Origin of the sequence: Endozoicomonas sp. ALC013 (assembly GCF_049310205.1) — a bacterium.
In the GTDB taxonomy this organism is placed as follows: domain Bacteria; phylum Pseudomonadota; class Gammaproteobacteria; order Pseudomonadales; family Endozoicomonadaceae; genus Endozoicomonas.
Map to the genome: position 1 here is coordinate 40,519 of NZ_JBLYNS010000011.1, position 22,701 is coordinate 63,219.

General features: G+C 45.8%; 22 protein-coding genes. 13 read left to right on the plus strand and 9 right to left on the minus strand.

From position 1 onward, the window contains the following. Nucleotides 1-97: 97 nt before the first annotated feature. Together ACO6V1_RS04195 and ACO6V1_RS04200 are read left to right on the plus strand one after the other, a co-directional pair. On the plus strand, nucleotides 98-2,545 hold the full coding sequence (locus ACO6V1_RS04195; RefSeq protein ID WP_422465919.1) for a hypothetical protein: 2,448 nt from the start codon (nucleotides 98-100) through the stop codon (nucleotides 2,543-2,545). Between the two features lie 206 nt (nucleotides 2,546-2,751). Continuing rightward, entirely contained in the window at nucleotides 2,752-4,902 is a 2,151-nt protein-coding gene (locus tag ACO6V1_RS04200) for a hypothetical protein (RefSeq protein WP_422465921.1), read from the plus strand. Between the two features lie 146 nt (nucleotides 4,903-5,048). On the opposite strand, the gene ACO6V1_RS04205 is transcribed toward ACO6V1_RS04200, so the two are convergent. Then, entirely contained in the window at nucleotides 5,049-6,428 is a 1,380-nt protein-coding gene (locus ACO6V1_RS04205; protein WP_422445025.1) for an MATE family efflux transporter, read from the minus strand. A 397-nt stretch (nucleotides 6,429-6,825) separates the two neighbouring features. On the opposite strand from ACO6V1_RS04205, the gene cysG reads away from it, so the two are divergent. Then, a complete protein-coding gene (cysG, locus tag ACO6V1_RS04210) occupies nucleotides 6,826-8,199 on the plus strand; it encodes a siroheme synthase CysG (RefSeq protein ID WP_422459068.1) in 1,374 nt (457 codons plus the stop codon). Here the strand turns inward: cysG and ACO6V1_RS04215 are convergent. Both ACO6V1_RS04215 and ACO6V1_RS04220 read right to left on the minus strand, forming a co-directional pair. Beyond that, nucleotides 8,185-9,576: a hypothetical protein gene (locus tag ACO6V1_RS04215; RefSeq protein ID WP_422445023.1), complete on the minus strand. Its 1,392-nt coding sequence runs from the start codon at nucleotides 9,574-9,576 to the stop codon at nucleotides 8,185-8,187. The genes cysG and ACO6V1_RS04215 overlap by 15 nt on opposite strands. A 44-nt stretch (nucleotides 9,577-9,620) precedes the next feature. Further along, a complete protein-coding gene (locus ACO6V1_RS04220; protein ID WP_422459070.1) occupies nucleotides 9,621-10,436 on the minus strand; it encodes a hypothetical protein in 816 nt (271 codons plus the stop codon). Between the two features lie 172 nt (nucleotides 10,437-10,608). Here ACO6V1_RS04220 and nfuA point away from each other — a divergent pair, with 172 nt between their 5' ends. The 3 genes from nfuA to ACO6V1_RS04235 all read left to right on the plus strand — a co-directional run bounded on the left by nfuA (nucleotide 10,609) and on the right by ACO6V1_RS04235 (nucleotide 12,323). After that, nucleotides 10,609-11,190, plus strand: a complete 582-nt coding sequence (gene nfuA, locus ACO6V1_RS04225; protein ID WP_422459072.1) for a Fe-S biogenesis protein NfuA — start codon at nucleotides 10,609-10,611, stop codon at nucleotides 11,188-11,190. Nucleotides 11,191-11,280: 90 nt separating this feature from the next. Then, on the plus strand, nucleotides 11,281-11,769 hold the full coding sequence (gene greB / locus ACO6V1_RS04230) for a transcription elongation factor GreB (RefSeq protein WP_422465923.1): 489 nt from the start codon (nucleotides 11,281-11,283) through the stop codon (nucleotides 11,767-11,769). Nucleotides 11,770-11,927: 158 nt separating this feature from the next. Further along, the gene (locus ACO6V1_RS04235; RefSeq protein WP_422445017.1) at nucleotides 11,928-12,323 is read left to right on the plus strand and encodes a hypothetical protein; all 396 of its coding nucleotides are present in this window, start codon (nucleotides 11,928-11,930) and stop codon (nucleotides 12,321-12,323) included. A gap of 16 nt (nucleotides 12,324-12,339) precedes the next feature. Here the strand turns inward: ACO6V1_RS04235 and ACO6V1_RS04240 are convergent, their stop codons facing one another. Continuing rightward, nucleotides 12,340-13,410, minus strand: coding sequence for a 3-deoxy-7-phosphoheptulonate synthase (locus tag ACO6V1_RS04240; RefSeq protein ID WP_422445015.1), 1,071 nt, complete (start codon nucleotides 13,408-13,410; stop codon nucleotides 12,340-12,342). Nucleotides 13,411-13,618: 208 nt separating this feature from the next. Then, nucleotides 13,619-14,389, minus strand: a complete 771-nt coding sequence (locus ACO6V1_RS04245) for a sulfite exporter TauE/SafE family protein (protein WP_422445013.1) — start codon at nucleotides 14,387-14,389, stop codon at nucleotides 13,619-13,621. 213 nt (nucleotides 14,390-14,602) lie between these two features. On the opposite strand from ACO6V1_RS04245, the gene cysB reads away from it, so the two are divergent. Further along, nucleotides 14,603-15,577, plus strand: coding sequence for an HTH-type transcriptional regulator CysB (gene cysB, locus ACO6V1_RS04250; protein ID WP_101747347.1), 975 nt, complete (start codon nucleotides 14,603-14,605; stop codon nucleotides 15,575-15,577). A 21-nt stretch (nucleotides 15,578-15,598) separates the two neighbouring features. Here cysB and ACO6V1_RS04255 read toward each other — a convergent pair whose 3' ends face one another. After that, a complete protein-coding gene (locus tag ACO6V1_RS04255; RefSeq protein WP_422445010.1) occupies nucleotides 15,599-15,877 on the minus strand; it encodes a hypothetical protein in 279 nt (92 codons plus the stop codon). Between the two features lie 168 nt (nucleotides 15,878-16,045). On the opposite strand from ACO6V1_RS04255, the gene thrH reads away from it, so the two are divergent. Next, the gene (gene thrH, locus ACO6V1_RS04260) at nucleotides 16,046-16,648 is read left to right on the plus strand and encodes a bifunctional phosphoserine phosphatase/homoserine phosphotransferase ThrH (protein WP_269674403.1); all 603 of its coding nucleotides are present in this window, start codon (nucleotides 16,046-16,048) and stop codon (nucleotides 16,646-16,648) included. A gap of 63 nt (nucleotides 16,649-16,711) precedes the next feature. Here the strand turns inward: thrH and ACO6V1_RS04265 are convergent, their stop codons facing one another. Next, nucleotides 16,712-16,921 carry a hypothetical protein gene (locus ACO6V1_RS04265; RefSeq protein WP_422465925.1) on the minus strand — a complete coding sequence of 70 codons (210 nt, stop codon included), beginning with the start codon at nucleotides 16,919-16,921 and terminating at the stop codon, nucleotides 16,712-16,714. Nucleotides 16,922-17,006: 85 nt separating this feature from the next. On the opposite strand from ACO6V1_RS04265, the gene ACO6V1_RS04270 reads away from it, so the two are divergent. Then, nucleotides 17,007-17,165 (plus strand): IS66 family transposase, encoded by a 159-nt coding sequence (locus tag ACO6V1_RS04270; RefSeq protein WP_422446131.1) that lies wholly within the window; start codon nucleotides 17,007-17,009, stop codon nucleotides 17,163-17,165. Between the two features lie 75 nt (nucleotides 17,166-17,240). Here ACO6V1_RS04270 and ACO6V1_RS04275 read toward each other — a convergent pair whose 3' ends face one another. Beyond that, entirely contained in the window at nucleotides 17,241-18,809 is a 1,569-nt protein-coding gene (locus ACO6V1_RS04275) for a hypothetical protein (RefSeq protein WP_422459078.1), read from the minus strand. Between the two features lie 516 nt (nucleotides 18,810-19,325). Between ACO6V1_RS04275 and ACO6V1_RS04280 the strand changes: the two genes are divergently transcribed. Further along, complete coding sequence (locus ACO6V1_RS04280) at nucleotides 19,326-21,350, plus strand: 3'-5' exonuclease (RefSeq protein ID WP_422445004.1); 2,025 nt, start codon at nucleotides 19,326-19,328, stop codon at nucleotides 21,348-21,350. Here the strand turns inward: ACO6V1_RS04280 and ACO6V1_RS04285 are convergent. Next, the gene (locus ACO6V1_RS04285; protein WP_422445002.1) at nucleotides 21,347-21,658 is read right to left on the minus strand and encodes a hypothetical protein; all 312 of its coding nucleotides are present in this window, start codon (nucleotides 21,656-21,658) and stop codon (nucleotides 21,347-21,349) included. The genes ACO6V1_RS04280 and ACO6V1_RS04285 overlap by 4 nt on opposite strands. A 149-nt stretch (nucleotides 21,659-21,807) precedes the next feature. Here ACO6V1_RS04285 and ACO6V1_RS04290 point away from each other — a divergent pair, with 149 nt between their 5' ends. From ACO6V1_RS04290 to ACO6V1_RS04300, 3 genes are all read left to right on the plus strand, one after another. Continuing rightward, nucleotides 21,808-22,080 (plus strand): hypothetical protein, encoded by a 273-nt coding sequence (locus tag ACO6V1_RS04290; protein WP_422445000.1) that lies wholly within the window; start codon nucleotides 21,808-21,810, stop codon nucleotides 22,078-22,080. 16 nt (nucleotides 22,081-22,096) lie between these two features. Next, nucleotides 22,097-22,465 (plus strand): hypothetical protein, encoded by a 369-nt coding sequence (locus ACO6V1_RS04295; RefSeq protein ID WP_422444998.1) that lies wholly within the window; start codon nucleotides 22,097-22,099, stop codon nucleotides 22,463-22,465. Nucleotides 22,466-22,477: 12 nt separating this feature from the next. Further along, nucleotides 22,478-22,701, plus strand: a 224-nt coding sequence (locus ACO6V1_RS04300) for an IS66 family transposase (RefSeq protein WP_422465927.1), incomplete at its 3' end; no start/stop codon positions are given.

A 22,701-nucleotide genomic window follows, 5' to 3' on the forward strand; every position in this document is an offset into this window, starting at 1 on the left:
GAACGTTTGATTTCACCCTCTTAATTTACATCTAAAGTATTATCATCGATCAACTTTGTTCAAAAATTACGGTAGTCATGAACAAAAGGAGAGCGTGGTGAATAATCTTTCCGCGAGGGATCCTGTAGAGACAACTATTGATTTGGGCAGCGATGATGAATCTGATGTTTATAATGCCCATGCGGCGGCTGTTTCGAGATATCAGTCATACCTTGTAAGGCCAATTGCCAGTACATCAGGCAATTATTTATCGGGTAACCCGCAGCCTGTTGCTAATACTGATTCCTCTGGTCATGAATATGACCTTCCTTCAGGTTTTCAGAGTCACCAGAATCAGGCGGGGAGTTCTTATCAATTTATCATTAATGGCCAGACTAAAACATTTAAGTCGCTACGGTTACTGCTCCAGATTCAGCCTTTTATGGATAACTTCAGGGCGAGTACCGGAAGATATCTTTCTGATGTCCATATCCCCCCTGAGGATAGCGCACTCAAAACATTGATTCTTGAGAATGCTCGTGTTCAGCAAGTATTCTTGTTGGTGAATGACATAGAAACATTAAATGTATTCACACCAGCGGATCAAACACATGTGACGGAACAGGCAGCAGCCAGTGGATACAGGTCAGATGACTATCGTTTACCGGCAACACACAGTGGCTTGCAGCGAATGGTTGCCCGTGAAAACAGGCGGTTAAATTCAATCAGTGGTCAGATAACACCAGTACAGTATTGCCAGCCTGCTCTATCTTCGGAAAGCTCAAATCCTGCTGCTGACGTTAACAGCACTACCCGGTATTTCGGCCATATTAATGGAGAAGATAAACAATTTGATTCGATTGCTGCGTTATTATCGGAGCGGAAACTGTTACGAAACTTTCGTGATAGTGCTGAGTTATACAATGTAGGTTCAGATATTCCTATTAACCATACTGAACTGAAACACTTTATTATCAATAGACAGGATCGGTTCAATGCGTTTCTGTTAATTAATGATATTACCGCGATACCAACCACTAATACTGGTTATGGTGCTGATCATGCCGCAGCCCCTGATGCGGGGCTGGTTTCTACAATCTTTAACCCATATATGGTAAACAGTAACGATCGCAGAAACTCTATCGTTCTGCATGGTGCAGTCAGACAAATGAGATTTATACGTGATTTTCCTGCTGGCAATAAGAGTGCTTTTAAAATATCAGATGCTGGATTTTATTTATCACTGCTGGAAAAAAGGCTGTTATGTTTTACCTGTGGAGGTTCAATTAAAGAGTGGCAACAGGAGTGGGGAGTGCGCTCCCTTGATGAGGTTCATGCAAGACTTTACCCTGAGTGCTCTTTTTTGCGGGAAAAAAAAGGTGAAGGGTTTATCGAAGCCTGTCAACAACAATTAACACAAGAGCAACAACGTGTGTTAGCCCGACCTTTGGAAAGTCATCCCCATTTGTATCGCTCACCTTTGGATGTGTATCAATGGCAGCAAGAGCAGGTAGAAGTGGATTATTATAAATTTCTATCCGACTGGCGTGAAGGACGAGCACGATTGGACGGAATGACGTTACATGAATTGGTACGGGCGCAAAATCAAGCTGGCCAAAACAGTAGTAACAGACAGAGTCAGGCAGATGCCACTTCTTCTATCAAACGCAATGTTCAAAGATGTCTGCAGGCATTTCACCGTAGCTTTCTTCCTGGGTCAGCTCTTCACAATGCAATGGACAGGTTGCATGAGAAAGTTAATGCTGCTCAGAACCAAAGCTACGTGCTTAAATTAAAATTATTGCAAATCCTGCAGAATCTACTGGCACTTCGAGAAGATCAGTCGGAAGATGTAGGTGCTGAAATTGCTTCGATTATTGACGCTGCTTACGACCGGGATTGTCAGGATCATACAACAGAAATCATTGATCAAATCCAGACTCGAATGGCTTTGATTGATATCAATCGGGAGCTGGAGTTTGAGTCTGATGTTGTCCACATATTCAACCTGCTGAAGAAATTAAAATTATTTTACAACGAGTCAGTACTGTACAGTGTATTGTCTACTACAAGAGGGTTAACTGGTACTCTACTTATTGCGGGCAGTGAATCCACTGAAACAAGAGGTTACATTAAGAATCTGTTTTCCCAAAGTATCTGCCAATTCCCTGAGAATCAAATTCCACAATGTTACGGCACTGTTGGCAGGCCGCCAGCAATTGTGATGGCGGAAATTAAAAGAAAATTCACCAGCGGTATTATGAATCTGGCCGATTTTCAAAATTATATTATGGACATGTTTAACACGGATCCGGCATTACTTAATCTTTTAATAACGAAAAATGCTGAGTTTTCAGTTTGGCATGGCAAGACAGAGAGTAGCGCTGAGTTATTGATGGAACAGTACAGTCCCGATACACCAGGGCTCTCTGAGCAGGAGATTATTGAAGGTGCTGCTAACGTTGCAGATGCTCGTGCAAGGTTCATGCGTGAAGATCTTTACCAATTCATCAGCGAGAAGCTGGACATGTTCTGGGATAAGATTATTCGAGAAACATCCCGATAGTGAGATACTTCAACAGTGCATTGTCAGCACCCGGTAAAGCAGCAAAATCGCTTTAGACACTTCCTCCATCAGAGCGCAGAACAACACCCAGGCTGGCCATGTTCAAGGTGTCATCCTGAAATTTTTCGGACATCATTAAAATGGTTAGTCAATCTAACCATTTTGATAGCCACATTTGAAATCTAAAACACTATTATTAATTAATTTTGTTCAAATATTTAACGGTCATAATGAACTCAAGGAGAATCATGATGGATCATATCACACCCGGGGAGCTTACACAGAGAACTGTTCATGGGAATGAGGCGATTAATAGTAACCGTCCAGATACTGATGGTTCGAGTTATCGTCTATACGGTGTAAGGTCGATTGCCAGCCCGAACAACTATTTATTATCTGATCAGGGGGCTGTTGGTGGTGCTGATCTCCCTGAGCGCTCATTTCCACGGGATGCAGGTTTTCAGAGTCATCAACACCAGCCGGTAAGAACTTATGCATTTACTATTCATGGCCATGCTCATACATTAACTTCGCTAAGGGCATTGCTCCAAATACAGTCTTTTATGGATAACTTCAGGGGTAGCGCCGAAGTGTATCTTCCTGGTATCGATATTCCCCCTGAGGATGCTGAACTCAGGAAATTGATCCATGTGAATGAATGTATTCAGCAAGTATTTTTGTTGGCTAATGAAATAGAGACATTAAATGTAGCCGCATCATCTGATCAAACGCAATTGGTCGAACAAGCATCAGGCAGCGACTATCATTTACTGGCACCATCAGGTAGCCGACAGCGAACTGTTTCCATTGATAACCATCAAATTAATAATATTGAAACGGTGCCCTCTGACGTGGAGCCGGTTGCTACGATTTATAACCAACGTATGGCATGTGCGACAGAGCGAATGTACTCTTTCGCTAAGCACTATGCATCGAGGTGTGTAGAATTCCTGGATGATTTTCCTCATGGTAATAGAAATGCCCTTAGACTATCCGATGCAGGATTTTATTTGTCACTGGATGAAAAAAAAATATTCTGTTTCTCCTGCGGAGGCTCCATTGGAGAGTGGCAACAGGAGTGGGGAGTTAGTACCATCGATGAGGTTCATGCCAGACTTTACCCGAAATGCTCTTTTTTGCAGGAACACAAGGGCGAACATTTTATTCAAGATTGCCAGCAACAGTTACGACCCGAACAGCAACACCGGTTGGCCCAACCTTTGGAAAGTCATCCGCATTTGTATTCTTTACCCGTGAGTGATCATCAATGGCAACAAGAAGAGGCTGCAAGATCCGAGCGGGAAGCTGTGTTTAACTTGTATAATGGACAAACACTAGTGGATGGAATGACTGTACCTGAAATTCTGCGTCAAAACAGGGTTCATACTCAACGTGCCCAACAGAGTTGGGGCAGGCAAAGTCACTATCAGCCTGGTGCCACCTCTGCGATCGAAAGCAATATTCAAAGATGCCAGCAGGAATTACACAGTAGCTTTCCCGTTGATTCTGAACTTCACCACGCAATAGACAGGCTGCATGGAAAAGTGAATGCAGCCAGAGACCGAAACAATCAGCTTAAATTGAGCTTATTACAAATCCTGGAACATCTGATAACACTCCCGGAAGATCTGCGGGCAGATACCGGTGCTGAAATCACTGAGATGATTGACGCTGCTTATGACCATGATTGTCAGGATCATACTTCGGAAATCATCGATCAAATCAAAACGAGAATGGCTTTCATTAATATCAGGCGGGAGCTGGAGGCAGGGCATGATATTGTTCAGATATTCGACTTGTTGAAGAAGTTAAAATTATTTTTTAATGAGTCAGTACTCTACAAAGCCATGTCTACTACAAGCAAGAGTGATGGAACTCTTCTTGTAGAAGCCAGTGAATCCACTGAGATAAGAGGGCGTATCAAGAATCAATTTTCCCGAAGTATTTGTCAATTCCCGGAGAATCATGTTTTTCAGCGTTTTGGAGAAATTGGTAAACTGAAGCCGGAAGTGATGGATGAACTTGAAATAAAATTCATCAGAGGCATCAGGAATAAAGCCGATTTTCAGAATTATATTGTTGACATGTTTAAAACTGAGCCTCAATTACTTGATCTTTTAAGAAAGGGAAACGCTGAATTTTCAGTTTGGCATGGTAAGACAGAGAGCAACACCGAGTTATTGTTGGAACAGTACAGTCCGGATAACCAGGGACTCTCTGAACAGGAGATTATTGAAGGCGCTGCTGGCGTTGCAGATTCTCGCAGAAGGTTCATGAATGAGGATCTTGAACAATTCATCAGCGAGAAGGTGGACTCTTTTTGGGCGGAGATTCTTCAACAAACATCCAGACCATGAGCAAGTCGCCCTGGTGCAGAAAAGCGTTAATACCCGTACACCCCGTTCATCCTGAGCTTGTCGAAGGATGGTGCCACCGTACTTCGACAAGCCTCAGACGAATGGTATGGGTAACAACGCTTAGCCTCCTAGCCAGGGCGATTGGTTTAGCATTCAACTGTGAGATTCTTCAACCAGTATTTTGCCAGCACCCGGTAAAGGACCAGAATTGCTTTAGTCACTTCTTCCATCAGAGCGCAGATAAACACCAGATGCAGTGGCCAATGCCAGATATTCACCGCTGCCCAGGTCAGCGGTACACCGACAAACCACATACCAATAATATTGATGGCTGCCGTGGCTTTCACATCGCCGCCGCTGCGCAGTACACCAACAATCCCGGTCAGATTGATGACCCGGATGCATAGGGCAAATCCGGCAATAATGAGCACCTCACTGGCCATTTTCAAGGTGTCACCCTGAAATTTGCCGAACATTCCGACGATCTGCTCATTGAAAATCAGGGTAACAACGCCGATTACCAGGGCGGTGGCCGGGGCGACCAGCATAAAATAACGGCTCTGTTTCCAGGCCAGCTCAAATTCTCCAGCGCCGAGCTCCTTCCCGAGTATGATTGAGGTAGCGATAGCGAACCCGATAAACAGGGAAATCAGCACGCCTTCAACGGAAGAGATGGCGCTCATCACCGCCAGCTCAACAACCCCCATCTGGGCAAACATCAGGTTGTAAAGCACCAGGCCAAATGACCAGAGGCCGTCCTGAATCAGCATGGGAACACAGATGCCGATGTATTTCATCCAGTGTTTACGACTCTTGCATTGCAACAGGTCAGCTTTTACCGGTTTGAGCCCCGGGCGAACCTCAAGGATGTAATAGATAAGCAAGCCCACCTGAATCAACCGGGAAATGGTTGTCCCCCATGCCGAACCGGCAACCCCAAGGGCTGGAAAGCCAAAATGGCCATAGATCAGCATATAATTAAACAGCACATTCATAAGAATGGTGATAAAACCGATGCGTGTCGGTGTTTTTGCGTCGTTATTGGTTCTCAGCAGGGCTTCCAGCGGGATGGTGACCGCTATGCAGAGAAAGGAGGGCGCTGTGATGAATAAATAGCTGCTGCCCAGAGCCTTCAGCGTGAGGTCTTCACTGATCAGGCCCATGATCTGTTCTGGAAAGAGCAGGTAGACAATGGCAAATGGGGTGGTGATGGCCAGTGTGGCAATGATCGTCTGAACCAGCGTCCTACGCAAACCATCCATATTTCGGGCACCGATATACTGCGCCGCCAGAATGCTCATGCCACTGCCCAGGGCAGCGATCAGAATCAGGTTAAAGAAGAAAATCCGGTTGCCCATGCCGACCGCAGCAACTTCTGTTTCACCCAGCATGGAGACCATGAAGATATCGATCAATCCAAGCATTGAGAACATCATGGATTGCAGGGAGATAGGCAGTGCCAATTGCCAGAGATTGCGCAGGAAGTCCCTGTTTGGGGCTGGGTTTTCAATAGTTTGACTGGTCATAAAGCGGCTAACAATGATAGGGGCCTGAAGCGCGTTTCAATCCGTGAAAGAGGGGAGTAGTCTCATTCGGATATAAACAGCCATGAACTGTATAGCATTCTCTTTATGGTTATGTCGGAGTGATGCAATAACAGTATAAAAAGCTATATCGTCATATTTACTATCAACTGTACTCTTATAGTCGTATAAGTGAGAAGTCGGATTTTTCCCTATCCTCCGTTCAGCTTCCGGCTTTTTATAACTTTTAATAATAAAAGATAAGAAAATATTGTTATCTTTATTCTGTCGTAGGCTGGTAAACTCGGCCCATACATGGTTCGGCCAGCGAACCGCAGGCTTACATCATTTGTGCCTGCAACCTTATGTCAAACAGAGCTATATCAATAACGAGAAAAACATGGACTATCTGCCATTATTTCTACAGGTACGTAACCAGCGTTGTCTGGTGGTGGGTGGTGGCGATATCGCCCTGCGTAAAATCAGGCTTCTCAACGCCTCTGGTGCCAATATTCGAGTGGTGGCCAGAGAGATATCGGCAGAAATTCGTGAGTTTCTTGCCAGCGGTGAGCACCAATTGCTGGAAAAAACCTTTGAAAACCATGACCTGAACGATGTCTGTCTGGTCATTGCGGCAACGGATGATGAGGGTATTAACCGCCAGGTAGCCAGGATGGCACAGCAGCGACAGCTGTTTGTTAATGTGGTGGATGACGCACAAGCCGGTAATGCGGTAATGCCGGCGATTGTTGATCGCTCTCCGGTGGTGGTTGCCTTTTCCACCGGTGGTAAAGCACCGGTTCTGGCCCGTCTGCTGCGGCAGAAACTGGAGACGCTGTTGCCCCGGGGATATGGCCGTCTGGCGGCACTGGCAGGTGAGTGTCGCGATATGGTCAAGGCCCGGTTCAGTGAGATCAATGACCGCCGGTATTTCTGGGAGAATGTGTTGGCAGGTCCTGCTGCGGAAAAGGCGCTGACAGGTGATCTGCAGGGAGCCCGGAGTTTGATTGAACAGACCCTGGCCAACACATCGGAGCAGAAAACCGGCGAAGTGTATCTGGTGGGCGGAGGCCCGGGTGATCCAGATCTGCTGACATTTAAAGCACTGCGGTTAATGCAGCAGGCGGATGTTGTGCTGCATGATCGGCTGGTGTCTGAAGATGTTCTGGCACTTTGTCGTCGGGATGCAGATTATATCTACGTTGGTAAAAAGCGGGATCGACACACACGACCCCAGGAAGAGATCAATGCCCTGCTGGTCGCATTGGCCAAAGAGGGCAAGCGGGTTTTGCGGTTGAAGGGTGGCGACCCCTTTATCTTTGGTCGTGGTGGTGAAGAGATTGAAACGCTGGCCAGTGAGGGTATTCCTTTCCAGGTGGTGCCTGGTATTACTGCCGCTTCCGGCTGTGCCAGTTATGCCGGTATTCCCCTGACCCACCGGGATCACGCCCAGTCTGTCCGCTTTGTCACCGGGCATCTGAAAGATGGCAGCTACGCCTTGAACTGGCAGGAAATGCTGGACCCCGGTCAAACGCTGGTGTTCTACATGGGGTTGCTGGGGCTTCCCCGCATCAGCCGGGAGTTAATGGATCATGGAAGGAATCCGCAGACGCCCATAGCCTTGATTCAACAGGGTACTACTAGGAATCAACGGGTCTTTACCGGAACTCTGGCCACCATTAATAAAATTATTGAGTCCGAAAAGGTAAAGGCTCCGACAATAATCATTATTGGCAGTGTGGTTAGCCTTAGAGACAAATTAAGATGGTGTTAGCCTGTTTTTTGAAAGCTTGTATTGAACATGAAATACAGGTGATGAAAAATCCCTGCAAAGTTCATATGGTCGAGCTGATGGCCTGATTAGATAATTGATTCCATCTATGGTTGTGAAGAATTTATAGTTGCTTTGGCAGATCTCCTCCTGGTTCTCTGGTTTACAATTGCTATCCCGGAACTCCCTATTGGTTGCAAAACGATTTCTGGCAGCATAACGATAAATTGGCAGATACAACTTGTCAGAATCAGGATTTACTTCAATGAAATCATGCTTGATATATTCAGGCTGTAACTTAGCTGACATTGGCCGTGGTGTCATCTTATAACCACTGATTTCATCACGGTTAAAAGGCACGTGTAGCTTTGTTAGCAAGCTGTAATCATAAGGGGTAACTTTTCTGATTATTTCTGGCGACTTAATCAATGTATAACCATATCGGGTTTCTGCTGCGGGCATGATATAAAGGCAGTTTTCTATATGGCATTTGTCATGTCTTATATCTTTCATTATTGTTTTCTTAAACATTGGATATTGGTGGTCCAGAAAACAGGAAAATGGACTGTCATTTTCCAGAGACAGGATATTTATATCTGGTTTAATGAATATGGCCAGTATGGTGACTGGGTTTCCTTTATTATAACCTTTATGGAGGTAACCCCTGGCGGCAGCGATGCTTGGAGTACTGTATAAGCCAATACCATAGGCCTGACCCTGTTGATTGATAGTTTTAGGGTCAAAAATTTTCTCTTTCAGGATAGAATTTCTGCTGCGGCCCATTTCGTCATTGACACAAGTGAATTTGCCTGCCCGGAAAAAAATATTCGTACCTGCTGTTTTTGGGCAATATTCACTATGTACAAAACTTTTTATTGCCATTTCGGTGGTTATATTAAATTCCGTAAATAATGAGATTGTCCGTAAGTCCTCATTAATATTTCTGAATAACGTATTCTCAAACTTGCGTAGTAGATAATTCGACCTCACTTTAAAGCGTTCAAAAATAAAATTGGATATATCTTCCTGGCTGAGAAGATATATTTTATGGCCTCTCAGGGTTTGGCATTCAATATTTATAATATCGAGCAGGATATTTGCTGCCTGTTCACTTGCCTCAGGTTTAAGAAAAGACCGTATTTGCGACAGTATTATACTGCGTTGCGACAGGTTGCTGCAAAATGGAGTTTCTCTGGTGTCCAGATTCATTGCAGGTTCATTGGAACCTGAACCAGGAATAACATGGCGGTTGCCAAAACATGAACTTTGATCAACGGTTTTGGTGTTGCTGGTTCTGAAGGAAGTGGGCGCTGGGTCAGGATCTAAGGAAAAGGGGTTCATTGGCTTACACTCATCTAAATGGTTTTTGGTATATTCCATCCGCTCAAGGAATATACCATGCCAATTAAATATCCGAAGTAGATCTAGTCAGACAATGCTGTTAATGGATCTGGATAAACAAACTGATAGTTCAGCGCTTTCTTCAATTTATCGCAATTCACCAGGCGATAGGGCATGGGTTTGTCAATAAAAACGGGCGGCTCAATGCCCATGATTTCGCAGGACCGGGTATAGAGTTGACGACGGGTAGGGTGCTCATCCGCTGAGGCGTTAAAGACTTCCCCAAACAGATTTTTAGCAATAATCTGCCCGATGATTTGCAAACAGTCTTCCCGGTGTATCATATTCACCGGATCATCAGCGCCGCCCAGCTCTCTGCCGGAAAAGTAGCGCCCTGGCTGATATTCACCGCCAATAAGGCCTGAGAAGCGAAGCACCGTGGTTTTCAGGTCGTCATGGTCCGTGAACAGCTGCTCAATATCCAGCCAGGCAGTATCAGAGAAGGGGGACTCAATGCGAACGGCATCGTCTTCCGTTACTTCAACGTTATTTTGCGGGTAAACGGAGGTGGCACTGATCAGAATAATTTTTTTAACCCGGGACTGCTCAATACGGCTAAGCAGTGCCTTCATCTGGCGAAGGTAAAAGTGGGGTTGGCCATCGCCTTTTCCGGGTGGAATATTGATAAAGAGAATATCGGTATCCAGAAACGAGTCAATATCACCCTCAGGCTCTGGTGAAAGACCGATAATATAAGGCTTCATGCCAACCGCAGAAATAGCTCCCAGCTTTTCCTCCCGGGTGGTTGATCCCTTGACTGGATAGCCATCTTTTACCAGTCGTTCGCCCAATGGCATGCCCAGCCAGCCACAACCCAGAATGCTGATGGTTTCTTTCATTATCGGTCTCTTGCTTGTCGAGGAAAAGGACGATGAATTGCAAATGCGAACTATTCTCCCCGATTGTTCCCATAAATGAAACCGTTTTGAATAACCGAGTTGCCAGGTAGGGATTCTCTGAAGCGCCCCAATGACATAGAATAGCCCTGAAGTTAATAGAGGAAGTGTTGCGTTGAACATTACATTCACTGAAGCCGCACAGAAGTATCTTGCCCAATTATTAGAAAAACAGGGGGTTGAGGGGATTGGTGTACGCCTGTTTGTCAGCAACCCCGGCACGCCCCATGCGGAAACCTGCCTGGCCTATTGCAAGCCAGGGGAAGAGAAAGAGGGTGATCTGACGCTGGAGCTTGAGTATTTCAACTGCCATGTTGAAAGCACCAGTGAGCCATTTCTTGAAGAAGCGGTGGTTGATTTTGCTGAAGACAAGCTGGGTGGTCAGCTGACCATCAAGGCACCCAACGCCAAGATGCCCAACGTTAATGAAGACAGCCCTCTGGATATGAAGATCAACTACTTCCTGCAAATGGAAGTGAATCCCGGGCTGGCTTCCCACGGTGGCGTGGTATCCCTGGTGGAACTGGATGATGGCATTGCTGTTCTGCAGTTTGGCGGTGGTTGCCAGGGCTGCGCTGCGGTCGATATGACCCTCAAGGATGGTGTTGAAAAAACACTGATGGAGCGTATTCCGGAGCTGAAAGGCGTTCGTGATGTGACGGATCACAGTAATACTGAGAATGCTTTTTACAAATAAGGCAGATCAATAGAGGGAGGTGGCATCCACTTCCTTTCTCCGTTTTTTCAATGTTGTTTCAATTTTACCGTTGGTGTTCGGTGTCACCTTATGAAGTCTCCCCTTATTACCCGTGCCGGGAAAGAAAATCTTGAGCAGGAGCTTCAGTATCTGTGGCGAATTAAGCGCCCTGAAGTCACGCAGGCTGTTTCTGAGGCTGCTGCGCTTGGGGATCGCAGTGAGAATGCGGAATATAAAGAGGGCAAGCGACAGCTTCGGGAAATTGACCGACGCATACGCTACCTGACCAAGCGGCTTGAAATCCTGAAGGTTGTCGATTATTCGCCAGAGCAGGAAGGCAAGGCTTTTTTCGGTGCCTGGGTTGAGCTGGAAAGCGAAGAAGGTGAAATACTCCATTGTCGTATAGTGGGTGCCGATGAGATAGATGTGAAAAACAACCACATTACCATCGATTCCCCCATGGCCAGGGCAATGGTTGGGCGTCAGGTAGACGATGAAGTGGTGGTCAATGCACCGGGTGGACGCAAGATCTGGTTGATCAATAAAATACAATATCAGCCTTTTTCTGATGCTGAATAGGTAAAGCTATGGTTTTTCACGTTTTATTAATGGTATTTTTACCCTCTATTGAAAAAAAGGGTAAAGATACCGGTATAACTCTCTGAAATAATGGTGTATCTTCTCCCGCCTTTTTGAAATCCCAAGCTCATTTACTCACCCGGTAGTCCGACGGAACAGTGAAGCGTTATAAACAGGCCATTTTATCCAATTTTTTTGTCACCGAAGACGGCAGTGCTGTTCGCCATCTGGTTGAGGCAAATCTGGATATTGAGTCAAGAAGTGACCGTACGCTTTGTACCGAAGTCCTGAACAGTGACTGTCGCTACGAGGTGCTGGTTAATGGCCATCTATCCACGGTCTGCATGATCTGCTCAGCGATTCTTGATCGAAGAATCAGTAATATGCCGGTGGAACGTAAAGTCAGTTATGGCAAAAAGCAGACGATGGAGATCTTTACACCACCGGATACCCAGTTATCGCTTCCGGGTGTGGTTGAGCCTGTTCAGGTTGAAGAGGATAACAAGATCAACTCAATAGACGAACAGCCCGAGCAAATCGAGCTGTTTATGTGAGAAAAATCAGGTCTGACTAGCGACGACCCGGCAGAACATCCTTCAATTTATCCCTGATGCTGCGCAGCGTCTTCTCTGTGGTTTTCCAGTCAATACAGGCATCAGTAATAGAAACACCGTATTGCAGGTCGTTCAGGTTGTCAGTCATTTTCTGATTGCCCCAGCCAATATTGCTTTCCACCATCAGACCGACAATGGATTGATTGCCTTCAATGATCTGGTTGGTCACATTCTCCATAACCAGCGGTTGCAGGGCAGGGTCCTTATTGGAGTTGGCGTGGGAACAATCCACCATGATATTTGGCTTGATGCCGGCTTTTTCAAGCGCCTTTTCACACAGTGCAACACTGACAGAATCGTAGTTTGGCTTGCCGTTACCGCCACGCAGAACAATGTGGCCGTAGGGGTTGCCTTTGGTATGGGTAACAGCCACTTGCCCCTGGCCATTCAGCCCGAGAAACCGGTGTGGACTGGAAACAGACTGCAGGGCATTGATCGCGACTTCCAATCCGCCATCGGTGCCATTTTTAAAGCCAACGGCCGAGGACAGGCCGCTGGCCATTTCGCGGTGAGTCTGCGACTCAGTGGTTCTGGCTCCTATTGCAGACCAGGCAACCAGGTCCTGAAGATATTGAGGCGAAATCGGGTCCAGTGCTTCTGTAGAGGCAGGAATGCCCATTTCGGCAACATCCATTAACAGGCGACGACCGATATGCAGGCCTTCTTCAATTTTAAATGAGTCATTCAAATGCGGGTCATTGATCAGGCCTTTCCAGCCCACCGTGGTTCTTGGCTTTTCAAAATAGACACGCATCACCAGATACAATGTGTCTTTCAGCTCTTCACTGAGGGCTTTCAGCCGTTGGGCATAATCTTTCGCCGCAGCAACATCGTGGATTGAGCAGGGGCCTATGACGACAAACAGGCGATGGTCTTTGCCATCGAGAATATCCCTGATTACTTCACGGCTTTCAGAAACCGTTTTTGCTGCTGCCTCAGTCATCGGAATCACAGCCTTAAGGCGTTCCGGACTCAACAGAACTTCCTGAGATTGAATATTAAGGTCTTCAATGGGTAATACAGCCATGTGCGCGGTCCCGTTTTTTTAATAAGACTGGTTTGAAATCTCCTGATCAGTGGCCTGAGCCCCTGATGCCAGATGAAAATATGGCACCCATACTGACAGATAGTCACCTCACCCTGTATAAAGCCCTGGTAATTATGGGTTTTCCATTGGCCTGGTGAGGGTTTTCCACTTTATTCAAACTGACACAGGGCTGCAACCCTGGATAGGGTTAAAAAAGGTATTTCAGGCCCAGTCCGAGCAAAATAATGGCCAATATGATGCGCATGAAGGTATCCGGTAGCTTCATGCCGACACGGGTTCCTACATAGATAGCAGGGATAGAGCCAATCAACAGGCTGCCTAACAGCACAAAATCGACATTACCCAGCCAGATATGGCCAAAGCCTGCCAGCAACGTTAACGGTACTGCGTGAGCCAGGTCGCTACCCACTACCTTGACGGGTTTCAGCAGCGGATAGAGCAGGACAATAGCGGCAGTGCCCAGTGCTCCGGCCCCCACCGATGAAAGTGTGACCAGAACCCCGAGGAATATACCGGCAATAAATGTTAAAGGTGTCTGATATTTCTGTGGAATCATCGAGACACCTGAGAGCTGTCTTCTTTTCAAAAAAGGACTCATAAATAGCGACAGCGCAGTGAGGGTTAACATTATCCCAAGGCATAGTGTAAGGATCGGGCTATAATCAGCGCTTCTGTCAAAAAAAAACTTGAGCAGCACAATTGTCAGGACTGTGGCAGGAAGACTGCCAGCACAGAGCGTTTTGACCAGTGTCCAGTCAATACTTTTCTGACGATGATGGACAATGACTCCGGTTGACTTGGTAATGGCTGCATACATCAGATCCGTTCCAATGGCGATATGAGCCGGAAAGCCAAACATTAACAGCAGTGGTGTCATCAATGAACCACCGCCGATACCTGTCAGGCCAACCGCAAAACCAACGCCGGCACCGGTGGCAATATATGTTAGAAAATCCATAAGCATCCCAAAATCTATGGTCTAAAGTTATAACTAGCCAAGGCGATGTTTGAAAATATTGACTAAAAATTGATGATTCGCTGGTAACTATATTGACTGGCTTGTATTCTGGAAAAGAATTTAATGTCATTCTTTTATGCTTTATAGAACTAACGGATCCTGTTTCAATCTATTCATTTTTGTCAGCACAACCTGCCCGACCGGAGGCCATCAATGAAGCTGCAACAACTGCGCTATATCTGGGAGGTCGCCCACCACGATCTCAACGTATCAGCTACAGCGCAGAGTCTATACACTTCTCAGCCCGGTATAAGCAAACAAATCCGGCTTTTGGAAGATGAACTTGGCGTTGAGGTTTTTGCCCGAAGTGGCAAGCATCTCACCCGCATTACCCCGGCCGGTGAGAAAATCATTGATACAGCCGGTGAGATCCTTAGAAAAGTTGAGTCGATCAAGCAGGTTGCCCAGGAATTCAGTGACGAGCGAAAGGGCAGTCTGTCCATTGCCACAACCCACACGCAGGCTCGCTATGCCCTGCCGGGCATTATCCGGCAGTTTATTGGCCAGTATCCCGATGTTGCCCTTCATATGCATCAGGGCACTCCCATCCAAATTGCCGAAATGGCAGCAGACGGTTCCGTTGACTTTGCTATCGCAACGGAAGCGCTGGATCTGTTCAATGATCTGGTGATGATGCCATGCTATCGCTGGAATCGCTGTGTTCTTGTACCCAGGGATCATCCTCTAACCCAGGTATCTGAATTGAGCCTGAAAGATATTGCCCGTTATGCCCTGGTCACCTACGTTTTCGGATTTACGGGTCGCTCCAAGCTGGATGAAGCCTTTATGAATGAAGGGTTATCACCCAGGGTAGTGTTTACTGCCACTGACGCTGACGTGATCAAAACCTATGTGCGCCTTGGGCTGGGCGTCGGGATCATTGCCAAAATGGCTTATGACCCTGAACTGGATTCTGACCTTGTACCCCTGAATGCTGATCACCTGTTTGAGCCAAGCATTACCAAGATCGGGTTCCGGCGTGGTACTTTCCTGCGTGGATTTATGTACGACTTTATTGAAGAGTTTGCCCCTCACCTGACCAAAGATGTGGTTCAGGAAGCAATCCTTCGTCATAACAAGGCGGAAGTGGATGAACTCTTTTCACATGTTCAGCTACCAAACCAGTAACTACCTTATAAGCGGCTTGGTTCAAGCCGCTTTTTCCAGTACTTCCTTTACCAGCTTAAAATAGATAGTGTAAATCGCTGGCTCGCAGCCTTCTTCTTCAACAATGAAAAAAGGTGCTTTGTCTACCTGGTATAAATTTGCCAGTAAAGTACCTGTGCTGTCCGGGTCGCCATCAACGGCGGTGACGAATTGATCAATGCGATTGATATGACCTGAACTCTCCAGTCTTTCCTGCACTTCCTGGCATTTTTTGCAGAGGTTGCCATCGGCCATTATCTTTTTGACCATGGTGATTTTCATAATCCAGTTCTCCCGGGGGACGGTTTTCATTTGCCGGTGGTGGTTTATTGTAGCAGCGGCTATTTAGTCGATAATAGAATCAATATCTATATTTATAGGTGTTTATGCTATATTCTCATCCAGCCTGTCAGGCCGCAATAAGTCTAACCATCAAAGAGAGAATAACCAATGGATGTCGTCTGTCTTGACCTTGAAGGTGTACTGATTCCGGAAATCTGGATTGAATTTGCTACCCATACCGGTATTGACGAACTCAGGGCAACGACACGTGATATTCCCGATTACGATGAGCTGATGACCATGCGCTTATCCATACTGGATAAACATAAACTCGGGTTGAATGAAATTCAGGCAGTGATTTCCGGAATGAAGCCGCTGGAAGGCGCTGTGGATTTTGTCAACTGGCTGCGCAGTGAATTCCAGTTAATTATCCTGTCGGATACTTTTTATGAGTTTGCCGATCCATTTATGGTTCAGCTGGGTCGTCCGACACTGTTCTGCCATCGCCTGGAGGTAGCAGAATCAGGGAAGGTAACCGGCTATAAGTTAAGGCAGAAAGACCCGAAACGCGCATCGGTAAAAGCACTGAAAAGCCTCAATTACCGGGTTCTTGCTGCAGGTGACTCCTACAATGACACCACCATGCTCTCTGAAGCAGATGCCGGTTTTCTGTTCAAGGCACCCGATAACGTGATTGCGGAGTTTTCTCAATATCCCTCCATCACCAACTACGATGATCTGCGCACAGCTTTGCTTGCGGCACGGGGTTGAGGAATAGTGCGCACTTGATCAGGGACTGCTCAACGGGCCTCGGCCTGCAAAACCACAATCTGTTTAAAAAAACCATCCACCTCCTGACTCCAGCTCAGCAATTTCATGGCTAATGGTTTTCTGATCACAGCCCAGCACCTGAGATATATAACCAATACCGCCATGACCGAGCTTAATAGCTTCAATAGTGGCATAATGCCGACGATCCCTTTCATTGAGTGATCGATAGAAAGTTCTCATGCGTTTTTTTACTAATGTGGGGTATGTAGCCATAGTCACCTCCAGCAATGGTTCAAAGTATTGACCATTGTCTGAGAGGCGCAAATCAGGAAGTTATTTTTAGACTATTCCTTAGCCACTGCTTGATGACCTGCACCAGTGGCTACAGAAAAACGTCACCCGGCTGATACCGGATACTCTTACCCATAAGGCCATGAGCTATGCCCTGAACCAGTGGTCAAAACTGGTGGTTTACTGTGAAGACGGACACCTCAACAATAGGCCTGTGCCCATCTGAACCAAACTCTGACTGTCCATATGACTCTGGCGAGATTTCTTCATACATCAGATATAGCCTTGTGTAATTTCATCTTCACCGTTCATCCCACTCCAAATCTTCTGCATAACCAAAATCAGGACTGGCATCAGATAGGTGGTCGTAATATTCCTGGTCACAATGATCGAACTCTGGCCCGAAATATATTGGCCCTGGGTCAAAGTATTCCTCTGCGAGAGTTTCATTTTCTGTATCTGAGCGCTGCGGGTCAGTCTTGTAGTCGGCCCCCTTACTGACGACTGGTGTAGTATTTAAGTCGGACTTGTTACTATCGCTAACTCTACAGAAGCAAGCTCCACATTCACAGATCAGGCCATTGCACTTACTGCACTTAGCATGAGAGTTTGAACTCAATGAAGTCTTGCACGCATAACAGTGCGTTTGACGATGCTTGTTAGATCTTGTTTGCAAGGTACTCTTGAAGCTGCTGCTCACCAGCCCTGCTGGAGTATGGTCGGAGCCATTGTAGTAACTGCTGCCAGTTCGGGTATGCACCTGTTTAGTTCTTGTCTTACTGAGTGAGATTTCCTTTCTGTTATCACGGCTGCTAAAAGATGCTGATATACTGACACTGGTTTTCTTTTTCTGATTTTCTGGCAGGTACCTGTTCTTCGGATCAAACAGGTATTTCAGTTTATTACCAGAAATATCATTTCCCAGTACCATGAATAATTTGTCCTCAATGGACGGAGCCAGCATTATTCTGGTAATCAAACCATCAGCGTGAAAAATATCGGTATTGTGGGTACAGGTTTTTGAAGCGTACAAAACTTCATACAAAGGAGAAGCATTTTCTCTGGTTCTAACCGACTGCAGTTTCCCTGCCCCAAGAGTATCATGATAAACAGCAACCATACCGACAGTCAGCATACTGACAGGAAAATCATTGCCGATATTTTTCAACAACTCTGATTTATAAACAGATGCTTTTGAAACAACAGAAGCAGCCTGTTTGCTTTCTTTTTGACTTGCTTTCTTTGTTGATGGTTTCTCTGATTCAGCTCCATATTCCGAGTTATAAGAGCTTGCAGTCTGCTTTGTCTGATTGGTGGATGTGACTTTTTCAACCTGAGACAAATTCTTATATTTTTCTTTCAGGTATTGGCTGCGAGCCCGACTTTCACGAACGCAACCGGGTATCGAGTCGCTTTCAATATTTACAGGTTTTGCGACTGTCTCAACTGATTCAGGCGCTGCAGTTTTGATTGAGATGCCATCTTTCTCAAGCTCAGTGCTGCTACCTTCAACCATAGTTACAGCTAACGAGTCAAGCTGACCTGCTGTGGCAATCGACTTCTTTTTATAAATATCTTTGTATTTTTCTTTTAGGTATTGGCTACGGGTACGACTTTCCCGAACACAGTCAGGTACAGATTCATCTTCAAAAGACGCAGTTTTTTGTACCGATACCCTCGGTTCAGGTATCACTACCCTGTTTGAAGGAGAACTTTTTCTGGTGACTGATGTTGCTGGTACAGCATCTTTGCTTTTCTGAGCTTCTTTTTTTTGGGGGGGGACTGTCGATGCTGATTTTTTCTGCTTGCGAATCCTCTCAAAAATGATGCCGGCACAGAAAACAGCAGTGAAAATTAGAATCTCAAACACTCTGGCAATTACTCCGGATAAAGACCCAACAACCTAGGCCAAAGTGAACAACTTGACGTTTTACACTCATTTTCACTTTTGGCGGGCTTTAATAAAAAAAGAAGAAATCTGACAAAATCACTGCTATTTGTAAGTAAGTATAACGCCTTAATTTACGGAGTTCTGAGTAACCTGTTCATTGTTGGAAAGCAGGGATTTCATCATGGGTAAGTAACAAGGCATTAGTCAAGGTAAGTCTTACGGACTGACACAAGTAATGCTTACTTCTCACATCACTTGCAGCCGTAAATTCCACCATTTTCTTTAAAAGTCGTATGTCGTACAGTACCTGTCTCTATCATGCCCGAGTGTTTTCCCGTCATGGCCTGGCCTATTCTTTTCAATGAACAATACCATCACGATCTGAAAAAAATTCCACCCTCTGAACAGCATAAGGCTCAGCGCCACCTTGATACGATCTGCGCAAACCCATTTGCAAAGAACAATAACCTGAAGACTCTGACAGGTCGAAATGGCATGCACAGGGTTCGTCTGGGCGATTATCGTCTGCCATTCTTCATAAACCAAAAAGACAAAAACATTGTCTTACTGGCCTTCTTTAAGCGTACTGAAAACAGCTATCGAGTACTGGACAGTGTCTCAACTGTACCCGTCGGTGAACTGCCAAAAGAGCAGAAAGACGCAGTTCAACAGCCTCTTCCTGAAGGCCTATCTGTTCCACAGAAACCGCGCAAGAAGGTTTACACCGTTAAGAAGAGTAAGGTACTTCCTCAAACTCAGGTCTCTGAAAAAACACCAGAGGTTGATGATTTCTTCGAGATAGAAAAGTTCGAACTGGATTTGATCCATATTCCGGATGAATACCATCAAATCATTTTGGAAAATTCACGCCATAGTCTCTTTGCATCCGACAAGTTACCGGAAGATATCAATGCTCGGTTGCAGGACTATATAACCGCGCCGCAGCTCAATCATATAGGTAAGCTCTACAGTCTGGGGGCTACCCAGACTCTCAAGGATATAGCCCTACAGCCACTTGAGAACTTTCTTTTAAAACTTGATCGCAGGCAGCAGGAGATCATTGATAAGCCTCTCAATAGTGGATCTTTCAAAGTCACTGGAGGTCCGGGAACAGGAAAAACGCTGATTGCCTTGTATCGAATGAAGAAGCTGGTTGAGGAGCGAGCCACAGAGTTCTTATGGAGTACCGGCCAGAACATAGGGTTTATAACGTATACGCATTCGCTGGTTAAAACGAACAAGTTACTGTTTGATGCTATTCACCCAGGCAATATGGAAGGTATTAATTTATCGTTCACGACCTTTGATCGTAATATTTATGTACTTTTTCAAAGCCTATGTGCCATCAGAAAAGTACGGGAACCTGTTATTCCAAACGGTTTGGTTCATTTTTTTAAAAATAAAATATCTGTCTGTTTTTCTCAAGACCCTAGTCTGGATGTTGCTGTCGTCACCAGCCTGGATGAAACCAAAGGACTGGACTTTGTTTATGACGAAATTGAAGGAGTAATTGAAGCAAACAACCTAAAGACAGAAGCAGAGTATCTGGCTTTTAAGCGCGTGGGCAGGAAAACACCGTTACTCCGATCTGCCAGAGCCAAAATATGGCAGGTTTATGCAGTGTATGAAGAACTACTAAAACAATATAACTACACCTCTTTCAGTCGTAAAAGGCTTGAAGTTCTCAGAGCGTTTGAAGAAGGGCTCAACATTATGCCTGAGAGGTTCAATGCATTATTTATTGATGAAGCGCAGGATCTTTCTGTTGTCAGCTTGCGAATTCTGATGCATATGTTGGATGATCCAGGTTTTGTGATGCTTTGCCTCGATGGGGGGCAATCCATTTATAGCAAATCTCCGGTAGGGACAAATGTGCATAAGAATTTTCGATTCAATAGAGCTAATAGTCACACACTGAAAAACTCTTATCGTATGACTCGCCAGATCCTGACTGCGTTGGCACCGCTGAGAAATGAAACCATGAGTCGCCCAGAGGACAGAACGGGCTTGTCTGACGCAGTTGTTGAAGGTGACAAACCGAGCTTGATCAAGCGACCATTGGAGGAACACCCTGAAGTTGTTGTTGAAATTGTGATGGACCAAGTCACTTCCGGCGTTAACGCCAACCAGATTGGCATTATCACGAAAGACTGGGACTCGGCAGCAAAATACTGCCGACTGTTAAATGCGGAAGGCCTTCAGGCTGAAGTGTTTAATAAACAACAGGGGCTGGTTCTGAGAGATGGATGCGTAAACATTATTACAGCGCACTCTGCCAAAGGGCTTGAGTTTCCCTTTGTCATTGTTCCGGATATTTCAAGTCACAGCTACCCGGACATCCGTAAAATCGATAATGCCAAAGATAAGGGCGACGAAGAAGAAGTACGTTTAATGGAGCAGCGGTTACTCTATGTGGCATTATCCAGAGCCTGCCGAAAGCTCTGGGTCATTGAAGACACTGATAATCCTTGTGAGTTTCTTGCCAGTACACATTCACAGCACTGGCAGGTTGGTGATTAGGTGTTTTTTAATCGGTTGGCCAGAACAGCTAACTGGTCATGCTGTTCTTTAATGCCATAAAGAGCCGATGATCTTATGATCTGGTTTAAGGCTTTCAGTTCTTCCATGATTTTGATGGTGCAGGCTTCAACCTCTGCACCATAGCGTGCAGCACACTCTTTCAACTGCCTGTTTTGAGCTTCCAGCCTTTCATAAGTGATTACCGTTGAGTCATCTGGCTCAGAAATATTGCTCAGGTGATTTTCCCAAGCTTCAGCATCACTGGGACAAACACCCATGGCGTCCATGTAATCAGTTAGATCTGACATAATTTACAACTTCTACGTAACCATTCGCTAAATCAATTATTCAAGCATAAATAGCCCTGCTCAGCTATCCTTGATAGATTCTTGAAATCATTAAGCCTGAATGCACTTCAGAACAATCCTGTACTCCTTTCAGCCTTGTTCAAGTCACTTTGACTAGGCAGGAGTTCATTGAACTCAAATGGCAGGTCAACCACTACCGGGGTCTGTGGAAACGGACCCGGGTTCGTGAGCAGGAATTACTGGACACCATTGCCTTGATGAAAAAGGATAATAAGGCTGAAGTCGATCAACTCAAGGCGACCATCAAAGAACGCGATTCTCAGCTGAGTCATATGAAACACATGGTCTTTGGCCGTTCTACTGAAAAGAAAAATCGCTCAAAACCCAGTCAGGAAAAGCAAAGCAAAAATACCACACGATAACCGACGACTCGTAAGCGTGGCCAGCAACCTGGTTCCCCAAGCCATGGTCGGAGAAAACATGAGAACGCCGGTGGTTGATCAGGGCGTTGACCTACCCGATAACGAGAAGTGTTGTGCCATCTGTCGCTTGCCCTTCGACCCGTTTCCTGGCTGTGATCATTGTGATGTTGTAGAAATTGAGGTCAGGCCACACAAGAGGCGTTACCATCGCAAGCGATATCGCAAGACTTGCCAATGTCCTGAAACACCCGCAATTATCACCGCCCCATCTCCAGCACGTTTGATTAACAGAGGAACATTGGGAGTTTCTGTCTGGGTTGATTTAATTATCAACAAATATGCTTTTGTTATTCCGGTTAACAGACAGCTTCAGTCGTACAAATAGCATGGGCTCGATCTGGCTGCAGGAACCACTACTTCGGGAATACAAACACTGCCTGCTCTCATAGAACCGGTCGTGGAAGCTTGCAGAGAGCGGGTTTGCCACAGTGATCGAATGCATGCCGATGAAACCCGATGGTTGCAGTGGTGTGATGATTCAGAGGGCAGCCAGAAACATTGGCTCTGGGTATTTGTTTCCGATGAGGCAGCCTACTTCAGCATCAGTAATAGTCGCGCTGT

Coding starts and splice junctions, on each gene's coding strand:
- ACO6V1_RS04255 (WP_422445010.1), bottom strand. CDS start 15,877: ATGAAAATCACCATGGTCAAAAAGATAATGGCCGATGGCAACCTCTGC.
- cysB (WP_101747347.1), top strand. CDS start 14,603: ATGAAGCTGCAACAACTGCGCTATATCTGGGAGGTCGCCCACCACGAT.
- thrH (WP_269674403.1), top strand. CDS start 16,046: ATGGATGTCGTCTGTCTTGACCTTGAAGGTGTACTGATTCCGGAAATC.
- greB (WP_422465923.1), top strand. CDS start 11,281: ATGAAGTCTCCCCTTATTACCCGTGCCGGGAAAGAAAATCTTGAGCAG.
- ACO6V1_RS04265 (WP_422465925.1), bottom strand. CDS start 16,921: ATGGCTACATACCCCACATTAGTAAAAAAACGCATGAGAACTTTCTAT.
- cysG (WP_422459068.1), top strand. CDS start 6,826: ATGGACTATCTGCCATTATTTCTACAGGTACGTAACCAGCGTTGTCTG.
- ACO6V1_RS04285 (WP_422445002.1), bottom strand. CDS start 21,658: ATGTCAGATCTAACTGATTACATGGACGCCATGGGTGTTTGTCCCAGT.
- ACO6V1_RS04215 (WP_422445023.1), bottom strand. CDS start 9,576: ATGGAATATACCAAAAACCATTTAGATGAGTGTAAGCCAATGAACCCC.
- ACO6V1_RS04220 (WP_422459070.1), bottom strand. CDS start 10,436: ATGAAAGAAACCATCAGCATTCTGGGTTGTGGCTGGCTGGGCATGCCA.
- ACO6V1_RS04205 (WP_422445025.1), bottom strand. CDS start 6,428: ATGACCAGTCAAACTATTGAAAACCCAGCCCCAAACAGGGACTTCCTG.
- ACO6V1_RS04280 (WP_422445004.1), top strand. CDS start 19,326: ATGCACAGGGTTCGTCTGGGCGATTATCGTCTGCCATTCTTCATAAAC.
- ACO6V1_RS04245 (WP_422445013.1), bottom strand. CDS start 14,389: ATGGATTTTCTAACATATATTGCCACCGGTGCCGGCGTTGGTTTTGCG.
- ACO6V1_RS04240 (WP_422445015.1), bottom strand. CDS start 13,410: ATGGCTGTATTACCCATTGAAGACCTTAATATTCAATCTCAGGAAGTT.